The 14,432-nt window shown below is 68.2% G+C and carries 14 protein-coding genes; 5 read left to right on the forward strand and 9 right to left on the reverse strand.

Annotated elements, in window-relative coordinates:
• Positions 1-5: 5 nt before the first annotated feature.
• The 3 genes from moeZ to CVV72_RS23540 form a co-directional block, all read right to left on the reverse strand.
• Positions 6-1,184: an adenylyltransferase/sulfurtransferase MoeZ gene (gene moeZ / locus CVV72_RS23530; protein ID WP_034313402.1), complete on the reverse strand. Its 1,179-nt coding sequence runs from the start codon at positions 1,182-1,184 to the stop codon at positions 6-8.
• A 118-nt stretch (positions 1,185-1,302) separates the two neighbouring features.
• Positions 1,303-2,478 (reverse strand): DUF3152 domain-containing protein, encoded by a 1,176-nt coding sequence (locus tag CVV72_RS23535; protein ID WP_219145845.1) that lies wholly within the window; start codon positions 2,476-2,478, stop codon positions 1,303-1,305.
• Between the two features lie 81 nt (positions 2,479-2,559).
• Positions 2,560-3,417 (reverse strand): alpha/beta fold hydrolase, encoded by an 858-nt coding sequence (locus tag CVV72_RS23540; RefSeq protein WP_219145846.1) that lies wholly within the window; start codon positions 3,415-3,417, stop codon positions 2,560-2,562.
• 281 nt (positions 3,418-3,698) lie between these two features.
• Between CVV72_RS23540 and CVV72_RS23545 the strand changes: the two genes are divergently transcribed.
• Positions 3,699-4,322 carry a TetR/AcrR family transcriptional regulator gene (locus CVV72_RS23545; RefSeq protein ID WP_034313261.1) on the forward strand — a complete coding sequence of 208 codons (624 nt, stop codon included), beginning with the start codon at positions 3,699-3,701 and terminating at the stop codon, positions 4,320-4,322.
• A 67-nt stretch (positions 4,323-4,389) separates the two neighbouring features.
• Here CVV72_RS23545 and CVV72_RS23550 read toward each other — a convergent pair whose 3' ends face one another.
• Positions 4,390-5,814, reverse strand: a complete 1,425-nt coding sequence (locus CVV72_RS23550) for an amidohydrolase family protein (protein ID WP_219145847.1) — start codon at positions 5,812-5,814, stop codon at positions 4,390-4,392.
• Between the two features lie 277 nt (positions 5,815-6,091).
• Here CVV72_RS23550 and CVV72_RS23555 point away from each other — a divergent pair, with 277 nt between their 5' ends.
• Positions 6,092-6,628, forward strand: a complete 537-nt coding sequence (locus tag CVV72_RS23555) for a carboxymuconolactone decarboxylase family protein (RefSeq protein ID WP_219145848.1) — start codon at positions 6,092-6,094, stop codon at positions 6,626-6,628.
• 207 nt (positions 6,629-6,835) lie between these two features.
• On the opposite strand, the gene CVV72_RS23560 is transcribed toward CVV72_RS23555, so the two are convergent.
• Both CVV72_RS23560 and CVV72_RS23565 read right to left on the reverse strand, forming a co-directional pair.
• Positions 6,836-7,759 carry an alpha/beta fold hydrolase gene (locus CVV72_RS23560; protein ID WP_219145849.1) on the reverse strand — a complete coding sequence of 308 codons (924 nt, stop codon included), beginning with the start codon at positions 7,757-7,759 and terminating at the stop codon, positions 6,836-6,838.
• Complete coding sequence (locus tag CVV72_RS23565; protein ID WP_219145850.1) at positions 7,756-8,664, reverse strand: diiron oxygenase; 909 nt, start codon at positions 8,662-8,664, stop codon at positions 7,756-7,758. Before CVV72_RS23565 ends, CVV72_RS23560 begins: the two co-directional genes overlap by 4 nt.
• Positions 8,665-8,714: 50 nt before the next feature.
• Here CVV72_RS23565 and CVV72_RS23570 point away from each other — a divergent pair, with 50 nt between their 5' ends.
• Both CVV72_RS23570 and CVV72_RS23575 read left to right on the forward strand, forming a co-directional pair.
• On the forward strand, positions 8,715-9,482 hold the full coding sequence (locus CVV72_RS23570; protein ID WP_034313272.1) for a TetR/AcrR family transcriptional regulator: 768 nt from the start codon (positions 8,715-8,717) through the stop codon (positions 9,480-9,482).
• Positions 9,479-9,805 carry a DUF4873 domain-containing protein gene (locus CVV72_RS23575; RefSeq protein WP_219145851.1) on the forward strand — a complete coding sequence of 109 codons (327 nt, stop codon included), beginning with the start codon at positions 9,479-9,481 and terminating at the stop codon, positions 9,803-9,805. Before CVV72_RS23570 ends, CVV72_RS23575 begins: the two co-directional genes overlap by 4 nt.
• 191 nt (positions 9,806-9,996) lie before the next feature.
• Here the strand turns inward: CVV72_RS23575 and CVV72_RS23580 are convergent, their stop codons facing one another.
• The 3 genes from CVV72_RS23580 to CVV72_RS23590 all read right to left on the reverse strand — a co-directional run bounded on the left by CVV72_RS23580 (position 9,997) and on the right by CVV72_RS23590 (position 12,337).
• A complete protein-coding gene (locus CVV72_RS23580) occupies positions 9,997-11,277 on the reverse strand; it encodes a heparan-alpha-glucosaminide N-acetyltransferase domain-containing protein (RefSeq protein WP_219145852.1) in 1,281 nt (426 codons plus the stop codon).
• 114 nt (positions 11,278-11,391) lie between these two features.
• Positions 11,392-11,622 (reverse strand): DUF3107 domain-containing protein, encoded by a 231-nt coding sequence (locus CVV72_RS23585; protein ID WP_005167610.1) that lies wholly within the window; start codon positions 11,620-11,622, stop codon positions 11,392-11,394.
• A 61-nt stretch (positions 11,623-11,683) separates the two neighbouring features.
• The gene (locus CVV72_RS23590) at positions 11,684-12,337 is read right to left on the reverse strand and encodes a ferritin-like fold-containing protein (protein ID WP_034313407.1); all 654 of its coding nucleotides are present in this window, start codon (positions 12,335-12,337) and stop codon (positions 11,684-11,686) included.
• A 463-nt stretch (positions 12,338-12,800) separates the two neighbouring features.
• Here CVV72_RS23590 and CVV72_RS23595 point away from each other — a divergent pair, with 463 nt between their 5' ends.
• On the forward strand, positions 12,801-14,402 hold the full coding sequence (locus CVV72_RS23595) for a DEAD/DEAH box helicase (protein WP_219154078.1): 1,602 nt from the start codon (positions 12,801-12,803) through the stop codon (positions 14,400-14,402).
• Positions 14,403-14,432 lie beyond the last annotated feature (30 nt).

Here is a 14,432-nt window from a genome sequence, read left to right on the forward strand (position 1 = left end):
GAACCTCAGTAGGTCGGCAGGCTCTGGTCGATCTGCCGCGCCCACGCCAGCACGCCGCCCCCAAGGTGGGTCGCGTCCTTGAACCCGGCCTTGTGCAGCGCCGCGAGCGCCTCCGCCGAACGCGCACCCGACTTGCAGTGCAGCACGATCGGCTTGTCCTGCGGCAGTTCCGCGAGCGCCTCGCCCGAGAGGATCTTGTCCTTCGGGATCAGCGTCGCTCCCTTGATGTTCACGATCTCGTACTCGTGCGGCTCACGGACGTCGATGAGGGCGAAGTTGTCGCCGTTGTCGAACTTGGCCTTGAGCTCCGCCGGAGTGATCGTGTGCCCCGAAGCGGCCGAAGCGGCTTCGTCGGACACAACACCGCAGAACGCCTCGTAGTCGATGAGCTCGGTGATCTTCGGGGTCTCCGGATCCTTGCGGATCTTGACCTCGCGGTACTTCATCTCGAGCGCGTCGTAGCTGACGAGCCTGCCCAGCAGCGGCTCACCGATTCCGGTGATCAGCTTGATCGCCTCGTTCACCATGATCGAGCCGATGGACGCGCACAGCACGCCCAGCACACCGCCCTCGGCGCACGACGGGACCATGCCGGGCGGCGGCGGCTCGGGGTAGAGGTCGCGGTAGTTGAGGCCTTTGCCGTTCGGCGCGTCCTCCCAGAACACGCTCGCCTGGCCCTCGAACCGGTAGATCGAGCCCCACACGTAGGGCTTGCCGGTGAGCACGGCGGCGTCGTTGACCAGGTAGCGCGTCGCGAAGTTGTCGGTGCCGTCGAGGATCAGGTCGTACTGCTCGAACAGCTCCAGCGCGTTGGACGACTCGAGCCGGTCGGTGTGCAGGTGCACCTTGACGAACGGATTGATCTCGGCGAGCGACTCCTGCGCGGACGCCGCCTTCAGCTTGCCGATGTCCGACTGTCCGTGGATGACCTGGCGGTGCAGATTCGATTCGTCGACCTCGTCGAAGTCGACGATGCCGAGCGTGCCGACCCCCGCCGCGGCGAGGTACAGCAGCGCCGGGCTGCCGAGGCCGCCGGCACCGATGACCAGGACCTTGGCGTTCTTCAGCCGCTTCTGCCCGGTCATCCCGACGTCCGGGATGATCAGGTGACGGCTGTACCGGGCCACCTCTTCCTTGGTGAGCTCGGCGGCCGGCTCGACGAGCGGCGGCAGCGTGCCTGACATCGGGTCCTCCATCTCGCGTGGATCGCGGGTCGCATCCCAGTATCTACAACAGGGAAAGGCCCGAACGCCTTCCCCTGTTCCAGACCCTGGGATATTCCAGCTGATGAGACGGCGGGGACTAAGGTGTCTGGTTCGGCCAGGAGCCCGGCTTGCAGACCTTGCCGTCCGCGGGCACCTTGCCGCGGTCACCACCGGGGAGATTGTTCAGCTGGGCCACGAAGTCGTTGGAGACGCCGAACGTCTGCTGCATCATGACCGGCGCGATCGCGCCGTTCTCCTTGCAGCCCACGTGCTTTCCGCCCAGCGCGTGCCCGACCTCGTGGTTGATGGCGTACTGCCGGTACCCGGTCATGTCGCTCTCGAAGGCCAGCGCCCCCCGCACCCAGCGGGCGAGGTTGATCACCACGCGCTTGTCGAAGCTCGCGCGGTAGCACGACGTCTCGTACGTGATCTGGAACATGCAGACGTCCGCGCGATGCGTCGTGTTCGGTGTGGTGAGGCTCACCCGGAAGCTGGGGTTCGGGTAACTCGCGTCGACGCGCTGAAGGGCCTTCTTGCCGTCCCACGTCCAGCTCTTGGGATTGGAGAGGGTGCCTTCCACCATCGCGGCGAAGCTGTCGTCACCGCCGTAGCTGGCCTGGTCGATGCCGTCCTCGACCTCGACGGTGTACGTGAACAGCTGGCCCGTTCCGACCTTTTCGCCCTTGCCCGGCACCACGTGATAGGTGCCCTTGCCCGACTCGGTGAAGGGGCCGCCCTTCGGCAGGTCCGCGGTCGGGATCTTGAGGTCGACCGGTTTGGCGGGGTTCTCCGGGAGGACGTCGCCGCCCCCGTCGACACCCGCGCCCGGCTCGCCGCCGTTGCCGGCGGAACCGTCCGATCCATCGGCCGAAGCGAGACTCGCCCCGTCCGTGGCGATCGGCTCGGGCGGGCCGGTGGCGGTGTTGAACACGACCAGCGCGGTGATCACGACGAGGATCGGCAGCGCGTACACGCGCCAGCCGTAGGTCTTGGCGAACTGGCCGATGCCGCCCTTGCTCTTGCGCTTGACGGTCTTCGCGGCGCCGGGCTCGTGCGGCTTCCAGGAGGCACTGAGCGGCTGGGCACTGGTCCGGCGACCGCCGGGCCGGTAGCGGTCCTCGTCGAGCCGCTGCGACGGCGGTGGCGTCGGCCGGTACTGCCCGGTGCGCGGCGCGTCGGTGGTCCGGGGCTGGGCGCGCGACGGACGGCGGGCGGAGGCGGAGTACTGAGACCGCCGACCTTCGCCCTGCGCGCCTTGCTTTACCCGATCCACGCGCACCAGGGTGCCATAACCGAACTGTGATGTTGTGAGCGACCGGCGCTTCGCGGGGCGTGTCCCGCCCACCCGAATGGGCTACCAGGTGCCCGATTCGACCGATTCCCACATCCCCAAAACGGCCTTCGCTACGACATTCGGGCGTTCCATCTGCGCCACGTGGCCGGTTCGGGGCAGGACCAGCAACCGGGCGTGCGGAAGTAGCCGAGCGGTGCGCTCGGCGCGCCGGACGGAGATCACCCGGTCGTGCTGCCCCCACACGACGAGCGTCGGCGCGTCGACGGTCGGCGCGACCGCCCACAGCGACGCGGGCCCGCGGGCGGACCACGTCCGGAAGATGCCGAAGGTGCTGCGAGCCAGCGCGGGGGCGGCCCACTCGAAGGCGGCGCGAGCGCTGTGTTCCTCTTCGAGCTCGTCCAGCCTGCTTTCGGCGAAGCGGCTCGGGTCGGCGAAGCACAGCTTGATGACCTGCATGGCGCGTTCGCGCGGACCGAGCGCGGCCAGCTGCCGTCGCACCCGCGGACCGATCAGCGGCAGGTACGCGAACGCCATCCGCGGATCGGACAGCCTGCTCATGCTGGGCCGGAGATCCGGCATCGCGGGCGAGATCAGCGTCAGCGTCTTCACCAGCTCCGGACGACGGGCCGCGACGAGCAGCGCGACCGCGCCGCCCATCGAGTTGCCGAACAAGTGCACCGGCCCCGCGTCGAGACTCTCGATGTGACTCGCGACGATCTCGGCGTGCGAGTCGAGACTGAAGTCGAACCCGTCGGCCGGCTCCGAATAGCCGAAACCCGGCAAATCGACCGACGTACCTCCCGCTTGAGGCGCCAGCAACGCGGCGAGGTCGGTCCAGTTCGTGGACGAACCGCCGAGCCCGTGGACGTAAACGGCCGTCTCCGGCCCGCCCGGCGTCCGGCGGATGTGCAATTTCACCCCGGCGACACCTATTGTTTCCCCGGGCCAAGGGGGCGGCGCGGGCTCCAGTGACGGCAACGACCTGCGCGAAAGCGGCACATGGGTCAGCGGCGGACGACCCCCGGCGGCACGGGAAACTGGAGAAGACACAGCATCAAGGATGCCTGACCCTTGGCGGTCCGGCTGTACCGGCGAGTAATCTCGACCTCACTTCACGCGGTGGTGACCCCGCCCGTGGAGCCCCGCTCGACTGCGCTATGCGTTCTCGGCGGAGACGAGTGCCTCGAACTGGAGGAACGATGACAGACATGGCGCGACTGCAGGCCCGAGGTGTTCGCCTGCCCAGAACGGAACGCCGCGCCCAGCTGCTGGCCGCCGCGCAGCGGGTGTTTGCCGCGAACGGATACCACGCTGCCGCGATGGACGAGATCGCCGAAGAGGCCGGAGTCAGCAAGCCGGTCCTCTATCAGCACTTCCCCGGCAAGCTCGACCTCTACATCGCGCTGCTGGAGAGCCACGTCGACGAACTGGTGCGGCGGGTCAAGGAGGCGCTCGACTCCACGACGGACAACAAGCAGCGCGTGCCGGCGACCGTCGGCGCGTTCTTCGACTTCGTCAACAACGACGCCGGCGCGTTCCGCATGGTCTTCGAGTCCGACCTGCGCGGCGAGCCCGCCGTGCAGGAGGCGGTGGACCGGGCGACGTCGGCCAGCGTCGACGCGATCACCGAGACCATCACCGCCGACGCGGGCCTCGACGAGGACAAGGCCCGGCTGCTCGCCGTCGGCCTCGTGGGCCTCTCGCAGGTCAGCGCGCGGTTCTGGCTGGCGCATCACAAGTCGATGAGCCGCGAAGAGGCCGTCGCGCTCACCGCCAACCTCGCCTGGCGGGGTATCGGCGGCGGCTTCCCGCTGCAGCACTGACCCGACCCGCAATTCGTCATCTACTCGCGTCCATCCCGAACGCAAGTAGATGACGAATTGCGTCAGGTCACTGGGGCAGGAGCTTCTTCACGCGGTCGGCGGCGAGCTGGGCGTCGGCGACGACCTTCGCGGTGTCGATGCCGACCACGCGCCCTTCGCGCTTGAGTGCGCGGCCGTCGACGAACACCCATGAGACGTTCGCGGGCTGGGTGTTGAAGACCAGCTGATTCACCCAGTCCACCTTCGGCGCGAAGTTGACCGCCTGGGCGTCGACCAGCTGGAGATCCGCCCGCTTGCCCGGCGTCAGCGACCCGATCTCCTTGTCCATCCCGAGCGCTTCCGCGCCACCGAGGGTCGCCATGCGCAGGACGTCCGCGGTGGTCGGGTAGACCGCCGGATCCGTCGTGGTCGCCCGCTGGAGACCGACGGCCGCGCGCATCACGTTGAACATGTCGCTCGTGTCGTTGGTGCCGCCGTCGAGGCCGAGCCCGACCTTCATGTTCCGCTTCTTCATCTCCGGCAGCCGGATCACCCCCGACGCGAGCCGCATGTTCGACAGCGGGTTGTGCGCCACGCTGACCTCGGCTGCCGCGAGCTCGTCGAGGTCGGCGTCGGTGGTCTGGATGACGTGGTTCGCCACCAGCCCGGGGTGCAGCGCGTTCGCCCGCCGGAGCGCGTCCATCTGCCCCGCGGTCAGATCGGCCTTCGATTCGAGCAGGTGCACGTTCAGCGAGACGCCGAGTTCGCGCGCGAGCTTCTCCGACGCCTCGACGCTCGGGAAGTTGCCCGTGGACGGATGAGTGCCGATCTGCAGGCGTGCCAACGGGTTCGGATCGATGACCTCGCGCTTCACGCGGCGGATCTCGTTCTGCAGCGCGGGATCGGTCGTGCCGTTGTAGGAGTAGAGGAACCGCAGCTTCGACTCGCCGAGCGCGCGGAGACCACCCTTGGCGAAGTCGGTGTTGAAGGCGTGCGACCAGTCGGTGACCGTGGTGATGCCGGTCGAGACGACGTCGGCCGCGGCGAGTTTCGTGCCCGCGTACGCGTCCGCGTCGGTCACGGGCGCGCGATACAACGGGATGACGCATTTGCCGAGCCAGCCGATGAGTTCCTTGTCGGCCGCGCAGCCTCGGATGAGCGACTGCCACAGGTGGTTGTGCAGGTCGACGAACCCGGGCAGCACGATCTTGCCGCGGCCGTCGACGACTTTCGCGGTGCCCGCGTCGAGGTCCTTGCCGACCTGCTTGATCTTGGTGCCTTCCAGCACGACGTCGGCGTCGGCGAGGGCGCCGAGCGGTCCTTCGCCGAGGCCGGGATCCATGGTGAGCACCATCGAAGCGTCCCGGATGACGACGCGGCCGGCCCCGGAGAACTCGGCGTCGCTTCCGGCTTCGGTGGTTTCGCCGCCGAGGTTCGTGAGCAGGGCCGCGCCGAGAACCGCGGCGAGGGTGAGGGTGAAGACGGACAGGATCGATCCACGTTGTTTCATCATTTCAACTCCCCAGTCGATGAGATCACGTTAGCCCACCGGACGCGGACGCCTCGCGAAATGACCGCGACGGGGTGTCCCAGCTGCCCGGATTCCTCGTCCATCGGGAAGCGCGCGGCCCCGGACTCTGACGATCAGGGTCCCCTCGTGAGTGGCGGGATGCCTCGCGAAAAGAGCAAGGGACCTTTGCTCGTGCTCTGATTCGCCCGAAGGCACCGGCCCGGGCCGGATTTCGGCTATGAATCGAACGACCGCGTCACCGATCCGCGAGGAGTAAGCCATGCCCCACATCGCGCTCGATGAGAACCTGCCCGGCATCACGGCCCTGTTCGCCTACCGGCCGGAGACGGCCGCGCCGCTCGGGCAACTCGCCGAGGTCCTGCTTCGCGGCCCGAGCAGTCTCAGCGTGGGCGAGCGCGAACTGATCGGTGCGGTCGTCTCGCGCGGCAACGACTGCACGTTCTGCTCACGCAGTCACGCCGCCGTCGCCGCCGAAGCGCTCGAAGGCGGCATGCCGGTCGTCGAAGCGGCTTGGAAGGACGTCGACGGCGCCCCCGTCCCGGCGAAGGTCAAGGCGCTCCTGCACGTCGCGCTCGCCGTCCGGGAAAGCGGGAAATCCGTGGGCGAAGAGCTGATCGAGATGGCCCGCGCGGAGGGCGCGACGGACGTCGAAATCCACGACACGGTCCTGATCGCGGCCGCGTTCTGCATGTTCAACCGCTACGTCGACGGGCTGGCCACCCTCGCCGTCGACGACCAGGACGCCTACCGGGAGACCGGTAAACGCCTCCTGGAGCACGGCTACACGAACCTCTGAGGGAGCAAGGGACCTTCGCTACCACCTGGCCGCGTCCCCACGTCGCGAAAGCCACTTTCGCGACGCCTGATGTCCCGAAAGTGGCTTTCGCGACATGCTCAAGCGCCCTCCCTGAGCCGCTGACCTGCGGAAAGAGAGCAAGGGACCTTTGCTACCACTTGTCTCACTGTCGAGAGAAGCGGTAGCAAAGGTCCCTTGCTCCCTTTTTCAGGCCCTCGCGGCGCGGCGGACGAGGGCGGCGATGCGGTCCGAAACCTCTTGCGCCCGTTCCTGCGGGAGCATGTGCCCGGCGCCCGGGTAGCGCACGAACTCCGCCTCCGGCAGCTCGTCGGCGATGACCTTGGCGTGCGGCGGCGGGCAGAGCCGGTCCCGCTCCCCCGCGAGCACGACCACCGGTTTGCCCTGCAGCGCGGCCAGCGTCACCCGGCAGTCGTGCCGCGAGATCGCGTCCTGGAACCCCGCGACGCTCGCCGGATGCGCGCACAGCAGCTGTTCGGCGACCGAGTCCACGTCGGCCCGCTGCGGCCGCCGCCCGAAGACGAGCAGCCGAGCGCCCGGCCGTACCACCGACAGCGGCAGCGGCAAGGCGTCACGGCGGTTCTTCGCGAGCAGCTTCGCGAGCCTCCGTTCGAACCTCGCCGCGCCGCTGCCCGCGATCCCCGGCAGGCCGAGGGTGATCCGGTCCATCTCACCGGACGAGGTGGCGACGAACGCGACCCCTGCGACGCGCCGGGCCACGAGATCGGGATGCCTGCGGGAAAGTTCCATGATCGTCATACCGCCCATGGAGTGCCCGGCGAGCACGAGCGGTCCGTTCGGGACGCGGTCTTCGATCAGCTCGGCGAGGTCGTCGGCGAGGGTGGCGATCGTGGCCGTCCCCGGTTTCGCCGGCGCGGAACCGCCGTGGCCGCGCAGGTCGTAGCGCAGGGTCCGGACGGAGTCGCCGAGCCGTGCCGCCACGCCGTCCCAGGTCCGGTGGTCCTGGGTCCAGCCGTGCACGAGCACCAGCGTGAGTTCGGAGTCGGCGGGGCCGCTCGTCTCGACGTGCAGTGCGGTGCCGTCTCCCGTCACGAACCGGTGTTCCCGCGACGGGTCCCACGAGACGGCGTCGCGCTGCTTGACGCTCTTCATCGCTTCCCCGGCAGCAGGAAGGACTTGCGCCAGAAGTACATGCCCGGCTTGCCGACCAGACCGGATTCCTGCAGGAACGGCATGATCTTCTCGCCTGCCCACTGGATGCTTTCGCGCCAGTGGGGGTTGTTCAGCGCGGCCTCGACGCCGTCTCGCGGACGGATGCCGACGGCCTTGTAGACGTTGGGGTTGATGAAGGCCCGCGTCACGAAGTACGAAATGAGCGCGATGATGAACTGCTGGTAGAGGATTTCCTTCTTCGACAGTTTCGCCATTCCGCGAGTCACCTCTTCGCGGGCGAAGGTGACGTGCCGGGCTTCCTCGAGGACGTGGATCCGGTTGACCATGCGCACCAGCGGCTGAATGTCCGGGTCGTTCATCTGCTCGCGCTGAAGCCGGTCGAGAACCTCTTCGGCGACAAGGATCGCGCCGTAGCGCGCGGGGCCGTAGCTGATCGTCGGCATCAGTTTCGCCAGCCGCCGCAACCAGGGCACCGGCCCGTAGTTCGGGCAGCCGATCCGCGAAGCCATCCGCGCGAACATCGTCGAGTGACGGCATTCGTCCGCGATCTCGGTCAACGCGTACTGGGCGTGCGAGCTGGTCGGGTCCTCTTCGTAGACCTCCTTGAGCAGCATCTGCATCAGGAGGATTTCGAACCACAGCCCCGTCGTGGCGACGCTCGCGACTTCGTGCTTGCCGAGTTCGATGCGCTGCTCTTCGGAGAGCGAGTCCCACAGCTCGGTGCCGTAGAGCGAAGAACGGTGAGCCGGGATGTAGTGCTTCCCCTCGACGAGCGGGGCGTTCCAGTCGATGTCGACGTCGGGATCGTAGAACTTGTTCGCGGAGGACTTGAGCAGCCGCTCGGCCGTCTTCTCCCGGTCTGTTTCTTTCAGCGCCCGCGTCATTGCCGACACACCCCTATCTGTAACTCGTGGTAACAGTTACCTCTGGTAGCATGACTTGGGTGATCGAACGTGTCAAGCGCAACAGCAAGCAGTCGAGCAAGCACCCCACAGCGGGTGAGGCCGACACGGGTGACGCCCGTCGTGACCGCTGGCGCAAGCACCGGATCGCGCGCCGCGCGGAGTTCGTCGAGGCCGCCCTGCGCGCGCTCGACACCCACGGGCCGGACCTCGGCATGGAAGACGTCGCCGCCGAAGCGGGCGTCACGAAACCCGTGCTGTACAGGCACTTCGACGACAAGGCGGATCTGTACGTCGCGCTCGGGCAGCGCGGCACGGAGATCCTCTTCCAGCGGCTGATCCCGGCCATCAACTCCGAGCTCGCCCCGGTCCCCCGGATCCGGATGGCGCTCGACGCGTTCTTCAGCGTCATCGAGGAACACCCCAACCTGTACCGCCTGCTCGCGCGCGGCGGCCTTCAGGAGAAGGTGGTCGTCAAGGCCGACGTCGTCGCCGAGGACAAGGAACTGATCGCCACCGCGCTGACCGCGTTGCTCGGCGACTACATGCGGATGTTCAACATGGACTCCGGCGCCGCCGAACCGTGGGCGCACGGCATCGTCGGCATGGTGCAGAGCACCGGCGAATGGTGGCTGGACCGGCGCTCGATGGGGCGCGACAGCGTCGTCGAGTATCTGACGCAGATCATCTGGGCCGCGATCGACGGCCTCTCCCGGCAGCAGGGCATCGTCATCGACCCGAACCTGCCGCTCGAAGAGAACAAGGTCGTCCAGATGCGGAAGGAATCGGAGGCGCAATGAGCGAGCACGACGAAGACGGTTATTCCGGCGAAGCGGTCCTCGTGATCGACGGAACCGAGATCGCCACCACGGTCGACCTGAGGGGCTACTTCCAGCCCATCGACGGGTATTACCGCTGGTACGGCCGTGTGGCCACCAACGAGCAGGTGTCCGCGGCCGCTGGCGGCAAGAAGACCGCCGTCGAGATCCGCGCGGGCGAGTACAGCGCGAAGGGCGAACTCTCCGACCCGGACCCGTGGGACCGCTACCGCATCATGGGCACCAGCACGCCGCCCTTCCACGTGCCGACCTCACTGGACGAACTGAACGAACTCAACGCCTGACCACTGAGGCGACAGCAAGGGACCTTTGCTCTCATTCGTTAGCACGCTAACAAACGACAGCAAAGGTCCCTTGCTCTCTTTCCGCAGGTCAGCGCGGGCCTTCGGGAGCTCCGGGTTCCCAATGTCGCATTTGAGGCGCTCAGCGTCTCAAAGGCGACATTGGGAACCCGGCGCTGCCGGCCCTACAGAAATCAGCCCCGCCGTTGCGCGGGCACCCGGCTCCGCGGCACCACGTACTTAGGCCAGCTCGACAGCTTGTTCATCGCCCACTCCAGCGGCCCGCGCCCGATGAACTTCCGCCACAGCACCGCGGCGGTCAGCGCGACCACCGAGAACTCGACGAAGTGCAGCACGCTGAAGATCGAGTCGCCGTCGCTCTCGTCCCACAGCAGCGCGATCGCCACGAAGTGCAGCACGTACGCGCTGAGCACCCGCCCGCCCAGATCCGATAGCGGCCGCAGCACGCGTTCGAACCTCGGCATCAGCAGCTGACAACCGCCGATCACCGCCGCCGCGATCCCGATCGAGATCAGCAGGTCGAACGGCGTGTAAGAGGTCCCCGTCGGCAGCAGCTCCCAGGCCCAGCTGGTGGTCGGCGGGGTGCCGTGGATCCAGGTCTGGTGGAGCCGGAGGAATTCCGGCGGCGTCATCCCCATCTGCGCGGCGGCCGGTTCCAGCGAGCGGTAGACGGCCTGCATGCCACCGAGCGGTCCGGTCGCGATCCAGGACACGACGTACCCGCCCACCGCGAGCGCCGATCCGCCGAAGAACAGGCGACGGCACACGCTGCGCGACGTCAGGTCCATCCGCCCGATCGCCATCCCGGCGAACACGTACGCCATCAGCGTCAACGCGGGGAAGGTACCGGTCAGGACGAGGACGGTCGCGGCCTTCAGCAGCCCGGTCGACGTGACATCGTCCGCGGTCAGGTCCGGCGCGAAGAAGAGCAGGTCGCGGGGAAGCAGTTGCGCTCTGATGAGGTGCGAGAGCAGCGGGCCCGCCACGGCGACGACGACCGCAGCGATCGCCAGCGCCTTCGCGCCCGCGCGCAGCCACGGGATCGCGAAGAGGAAGCAGGCCCCGTAGTAGGCCAGGATCACCATGTAGCCGGTTTCGAGGCTGGTCAGCCACAGCCCCAGCGCCACCAAGAGCGGGGCGCGGGTCGCCAGTTTGAGCGCGACGCGGGTCCGGTCGCGGCCCTGTTTCGGACGGCGCCCGCCGGACATCAGCGCGATCGAGACCCCGGCCAGCACCGCGAACAACGCGGCGGAATGACCTTCGAACGGTTTGAACAGCACCCCGACGCCGCCTTTGGCCGGATCGGGGCCGACATGCACCGCGTACATGCCGAGTACGGCCAGGCCGCGGGCGACGTCTATACCGGTCAGCCGCCCAGCGACCCGTTTGCCTTGTTCGGGAACTGTGCGCGCGCCGTCGACCAGCGCGCGGTCCATCACAGTGACGCCGTCCACCTCATTTCTCGGCTAACCCCCTGCCGTCCCCGCCATAGCGTGACGATCAAATCTGAGAGCTGGCTGAGACGCGGCGGTGACGCCACTGTGACATCCGACTACAACCCGATCGGGTTAACCACCAACAGCGAAGCCGACCTTGCGAACATCCGACGGCGCGATCTCGACGTAGGCGATCCGGTCGGTGGGCACGATGTACTTGCGGCCCTTTTCGTCGTCGAGGCGGAAGATCCCGTCGCCGGCCCTCAAGGCGTTCGCGACCAGTTCCTCGACCTCGTCGGGTGACTGGCTGCTGGACACCACGAGCTCCCGCGGCGTGTCCTTGATGCCGATCTTGACCTCCACGTGGGACCTCCGCTTGAAAGTTCGAAAAATCACTGGTGCGCCAAGGCTAGCCGAAGTGACCTCAGCCGAGCCCCAGCACCTGCATGCGCTTGGTGTGCCCTTGCTGCAACCGGCGGAACAGCGCGGCGATTCCCGAAAGGTCCCCAGAGCCCTCGACGATCAACTCGGCGAGCCCGTCCCGCTCGGCGACGACGTACTGGGCCTGGGTCAGCGCCTCTCCCAGCAGACGGCGGCCCCACAGCGCGAGCTTGTCCCGCGCCTTCGGATCGGCCTCGATACCGGCCGCGACTTCGCGTTCGGCGAACGCGGAATGCCCCGTGTCGGCGAGCACGGTGAGCACCAGATCCTTGGTCTCGGGGTCGAGCCAGCTGGCCATCTCGCGGTAGAGATCGGCCGCGAGCCCGTCACCGACGTAGGCCTTCACCAGGGACTCGAGCCAGGAACGCGGCGCCGTGGAGGCATGCCAGGCGTCGATATGCCCGACGAACGGCCGCATCGCGTCCTCGATCGCGACGCCGTGCCCCGCGAGGTGCTTGGTGAGCAGGTCGTAGTGCCCGATCTCGGCGGCCGCCATGGACGCCAGCGCGGCCCGGCCGGACAGCGTCGGCGCGGTGCGCGCGTCCTCGGCCATGCGATCGAATGCGGACAATTCCCCATAGGCGAGTACGCCGAGCAAATCGACTACGCCCTCACTGATCTGCTTTGCCTCCGTCACGGCGGAAAGGGTATCGCCGAACACACGTCCGGGGTGGTGAAGAGACCGATCCCACCTTCGTCGGCGCGCCTGGGGCTATCGAAAAACCGCAGATCAGGTAGACTGGCCGCCGGATACGACGGATCTTCCGTCCCGGATCGGGACGCCGCTGCGGCTGAAGGACAGCCGGTGTGGCCCCGGTCAGCACAAGAATGATGTGCGTGCACGCCATCCTGCGGCATTCCCACGAAGGGCCGCTCCAGCGCCAGTAGCGCGGAGCCCGAGCGAATTTTCGTGGTCGAGTGTCGATCGGTGACCAGGGCAGTGCGCGCTGGTCACGAGAGAGGCGAGCACCCTGACCACGAACGAAACCACAACCGAAGAGCACACCACCACCGGCGTCCCGGAGGCCGTCGCGCTGGAGCACAGCGAGACAGGCCCGGCGGCGTTGGACACGTCGCACCCGCTGCAGGCGGGCGCGCCGGTGGAGGCCGAATCCCCCACCTTCGCCTCCTTCGGCGTCAAGCCGGAGATCGTGAAGGCCCTCAACGAAGCCGGGATCGAGCGCACCTTCGCCATCCAGGCCCTGACGCTGCCGCTGGCCATGGCGGGCGACGACCTGATCGGCCAGGCCCGCACGGGCATGGGCAAGACGCTGGGCTTCGGTGTCCCGCTGCTGCACCGCGTCGAGGTCCCCGGCGACGGCACCCCGCAGGTGCTGGTCGTCGTGCCGACCCGTGAGCTGTGCATCCAGGTCGCGAACGACCTCAAGGGCGCGGGCAAGCACCTCGGCATCCGCACGCTGGCCATCTACGGTGGCCGCCCCTACGAGCCGCAGATCGCGGCGCTCCGCAACGGCGTCGACGTCGTCATCGGCACGCCCGGCCGCCTGCTGGACCTGGCCGAGCAGAAGCACCTCGTGCTGGGCAAGGTCCGCGGTCTGGTGCTCGACGAGGCCGACGAGATGCTCGACCTGGGCTTCCTGCCCGACATTGAGCGCATCCTGCGGATGGTCCCGGAAAAGCGCCAGACGATGCTGTTCTCGGCGACCATGCCGGGCCCGATCATCACGCTGGCCCGCACGTTCCTCACCCAGCCGACGCATATCCGCGCCGAGGAGAACGACGCCGGCGCGATCCACGAGCGCACCACCCAGTTCGTCTACCGGGCGCACTCGATGGACAAGCCCGAGCTGATCGCCCGCGCGCTGCAGGCCGAAGGCCGTGGCCTGACGATGATCTTCACCCGCACGAAGCGCACCGCGCAGAAGGTCGCCGACGAACTGGTCGAGCGTGGCTTCGCGGCCGCCGCCGTGCACGGTGACCTCGGCCAGGGCGCCCGGGAGCAGGCGCTGCGCGCGTTCCGCGCGGGCAAGGTCGACGTGCTGGTCGCCACCGATGTCGCCGCCCGCGGTATCGACATCGACGACGTCACGCACGTGATCAACTACCAGACGCCGGAGGACGAGAAGACCTACGTCCACCGGATCGGCCGCACCGGCCGCGCCGGGCGCACCGGTGTCGCGATCACCCTCGTCGACTGGGACGAGGAGCCGCGCTGGAAGATGATCTCGGACATCCTCGGGCTCGACATGCCCGAGCCCGCCGAGACGTACTCGTCGTCGAAGCACCTGTTCAGTGACCTGGGCATCCCCGAGGGCACCACCGGGCGCCTCCCGCTGTCGAAGCGGACCCGCGCCGGTCTTTCGGCCGAGGTCGAAGAGGACCTGGGCGGCAAGCGCCGTGGCCGTGGACAGGGTCCGGCGAAGGACGAAGAAGCACCCCGGAAGCGCAACCGCGCGCCGCGCAAGCGGACCCGTGGTGGTGCCGACGCGGCCGCCAAGATCGAGGCCGCCGACGCCGCCGCGAACGCTTCCGCGGAAGGGACCGCGGGCGAAGCCGCTGAGTCCTCTTCGGAGGGCCGCACGCGGACCCGTCGCCGTAGCCGCGGCGCCGCGAAGCCGAGCCCGGAGGTCAGCGGCCCGGCGGTCGAGAAAGAAGCAGGCGACAGCGCCGAGCGTCCGGCTCGCCGACGCCGCCGTCGCCGTCCGTCGGCGACTTCTGATACACCTGCGTCGGCAGACTGAGCTTTCATACTGCGGACATGGGGAGCTAGG

Source organism: Amycolatopsis sp. TNS106 (assembly GCF_019330265.1).
Lineage (GTDB): Bacteria > Actinomycetota > Actinomycetes > Mycobacteriales > Pseudonocardiaceae > Amycolatopsis > Amycolatopsis lurida.

Coding starts and splice junctions, on each gene's coding strand:
- moeZ (WP_034313402.1), bottom strand. CDS start 1,184: ATGTCAGGCACGCTGCCGCCGCTCGTCGAGCCGGCCGCCGAGCTCACC.
- CVV72_RS23545 (WP_034313261.1), top strand. CDS start 3,699: ATGACAGACATGGCGCGACTGCAGGCCCGAGGTGTTCGCCTGCCCAGA.
- CVV72_RS23550 (WP_219145847.1), bottom strand. CDS start 5,814: ATGATGAAACAACGTGGATCGATCCTGTCCGTCTTCACCCTCACCCTC.
- CVV72_RS23555 (WP_219145848.1), top strand. CDS start 6,092: ATGCCCCACATCGCGCTCGATGAGAACCTGCCCGGCATCACGGCCCTG.
- CVV72_RS23560 (WP_219145849.1), bottom strand. CDS start 7,759: ATGAAGAGCGTCAAGCAGCGCGACGCCGTCTCGTGGGACCCGTCGCGG.
- CVV72_RS23565 (WP_219145850.1), bottom strand. CDS start 8,664: ATGACGCGGGCGCTGAAAGAAACAGACCGGGAGAAGACGGCCGAGCGG.
- CVV72_RS23570 (WP_034313272.1), top strand. CDS start 8,715: ATGACTTGGGTGATCGAACGTGTCAAGCGCAACAGCAAGCAGTCGAGC.
- CVV72_RS23575 (WP_219145851.1), top strand. CDS start 9,479: ATGAGCGAGCACGACGAAGACGGTTATTCCGGCGAAGCGGTCCTCGTG.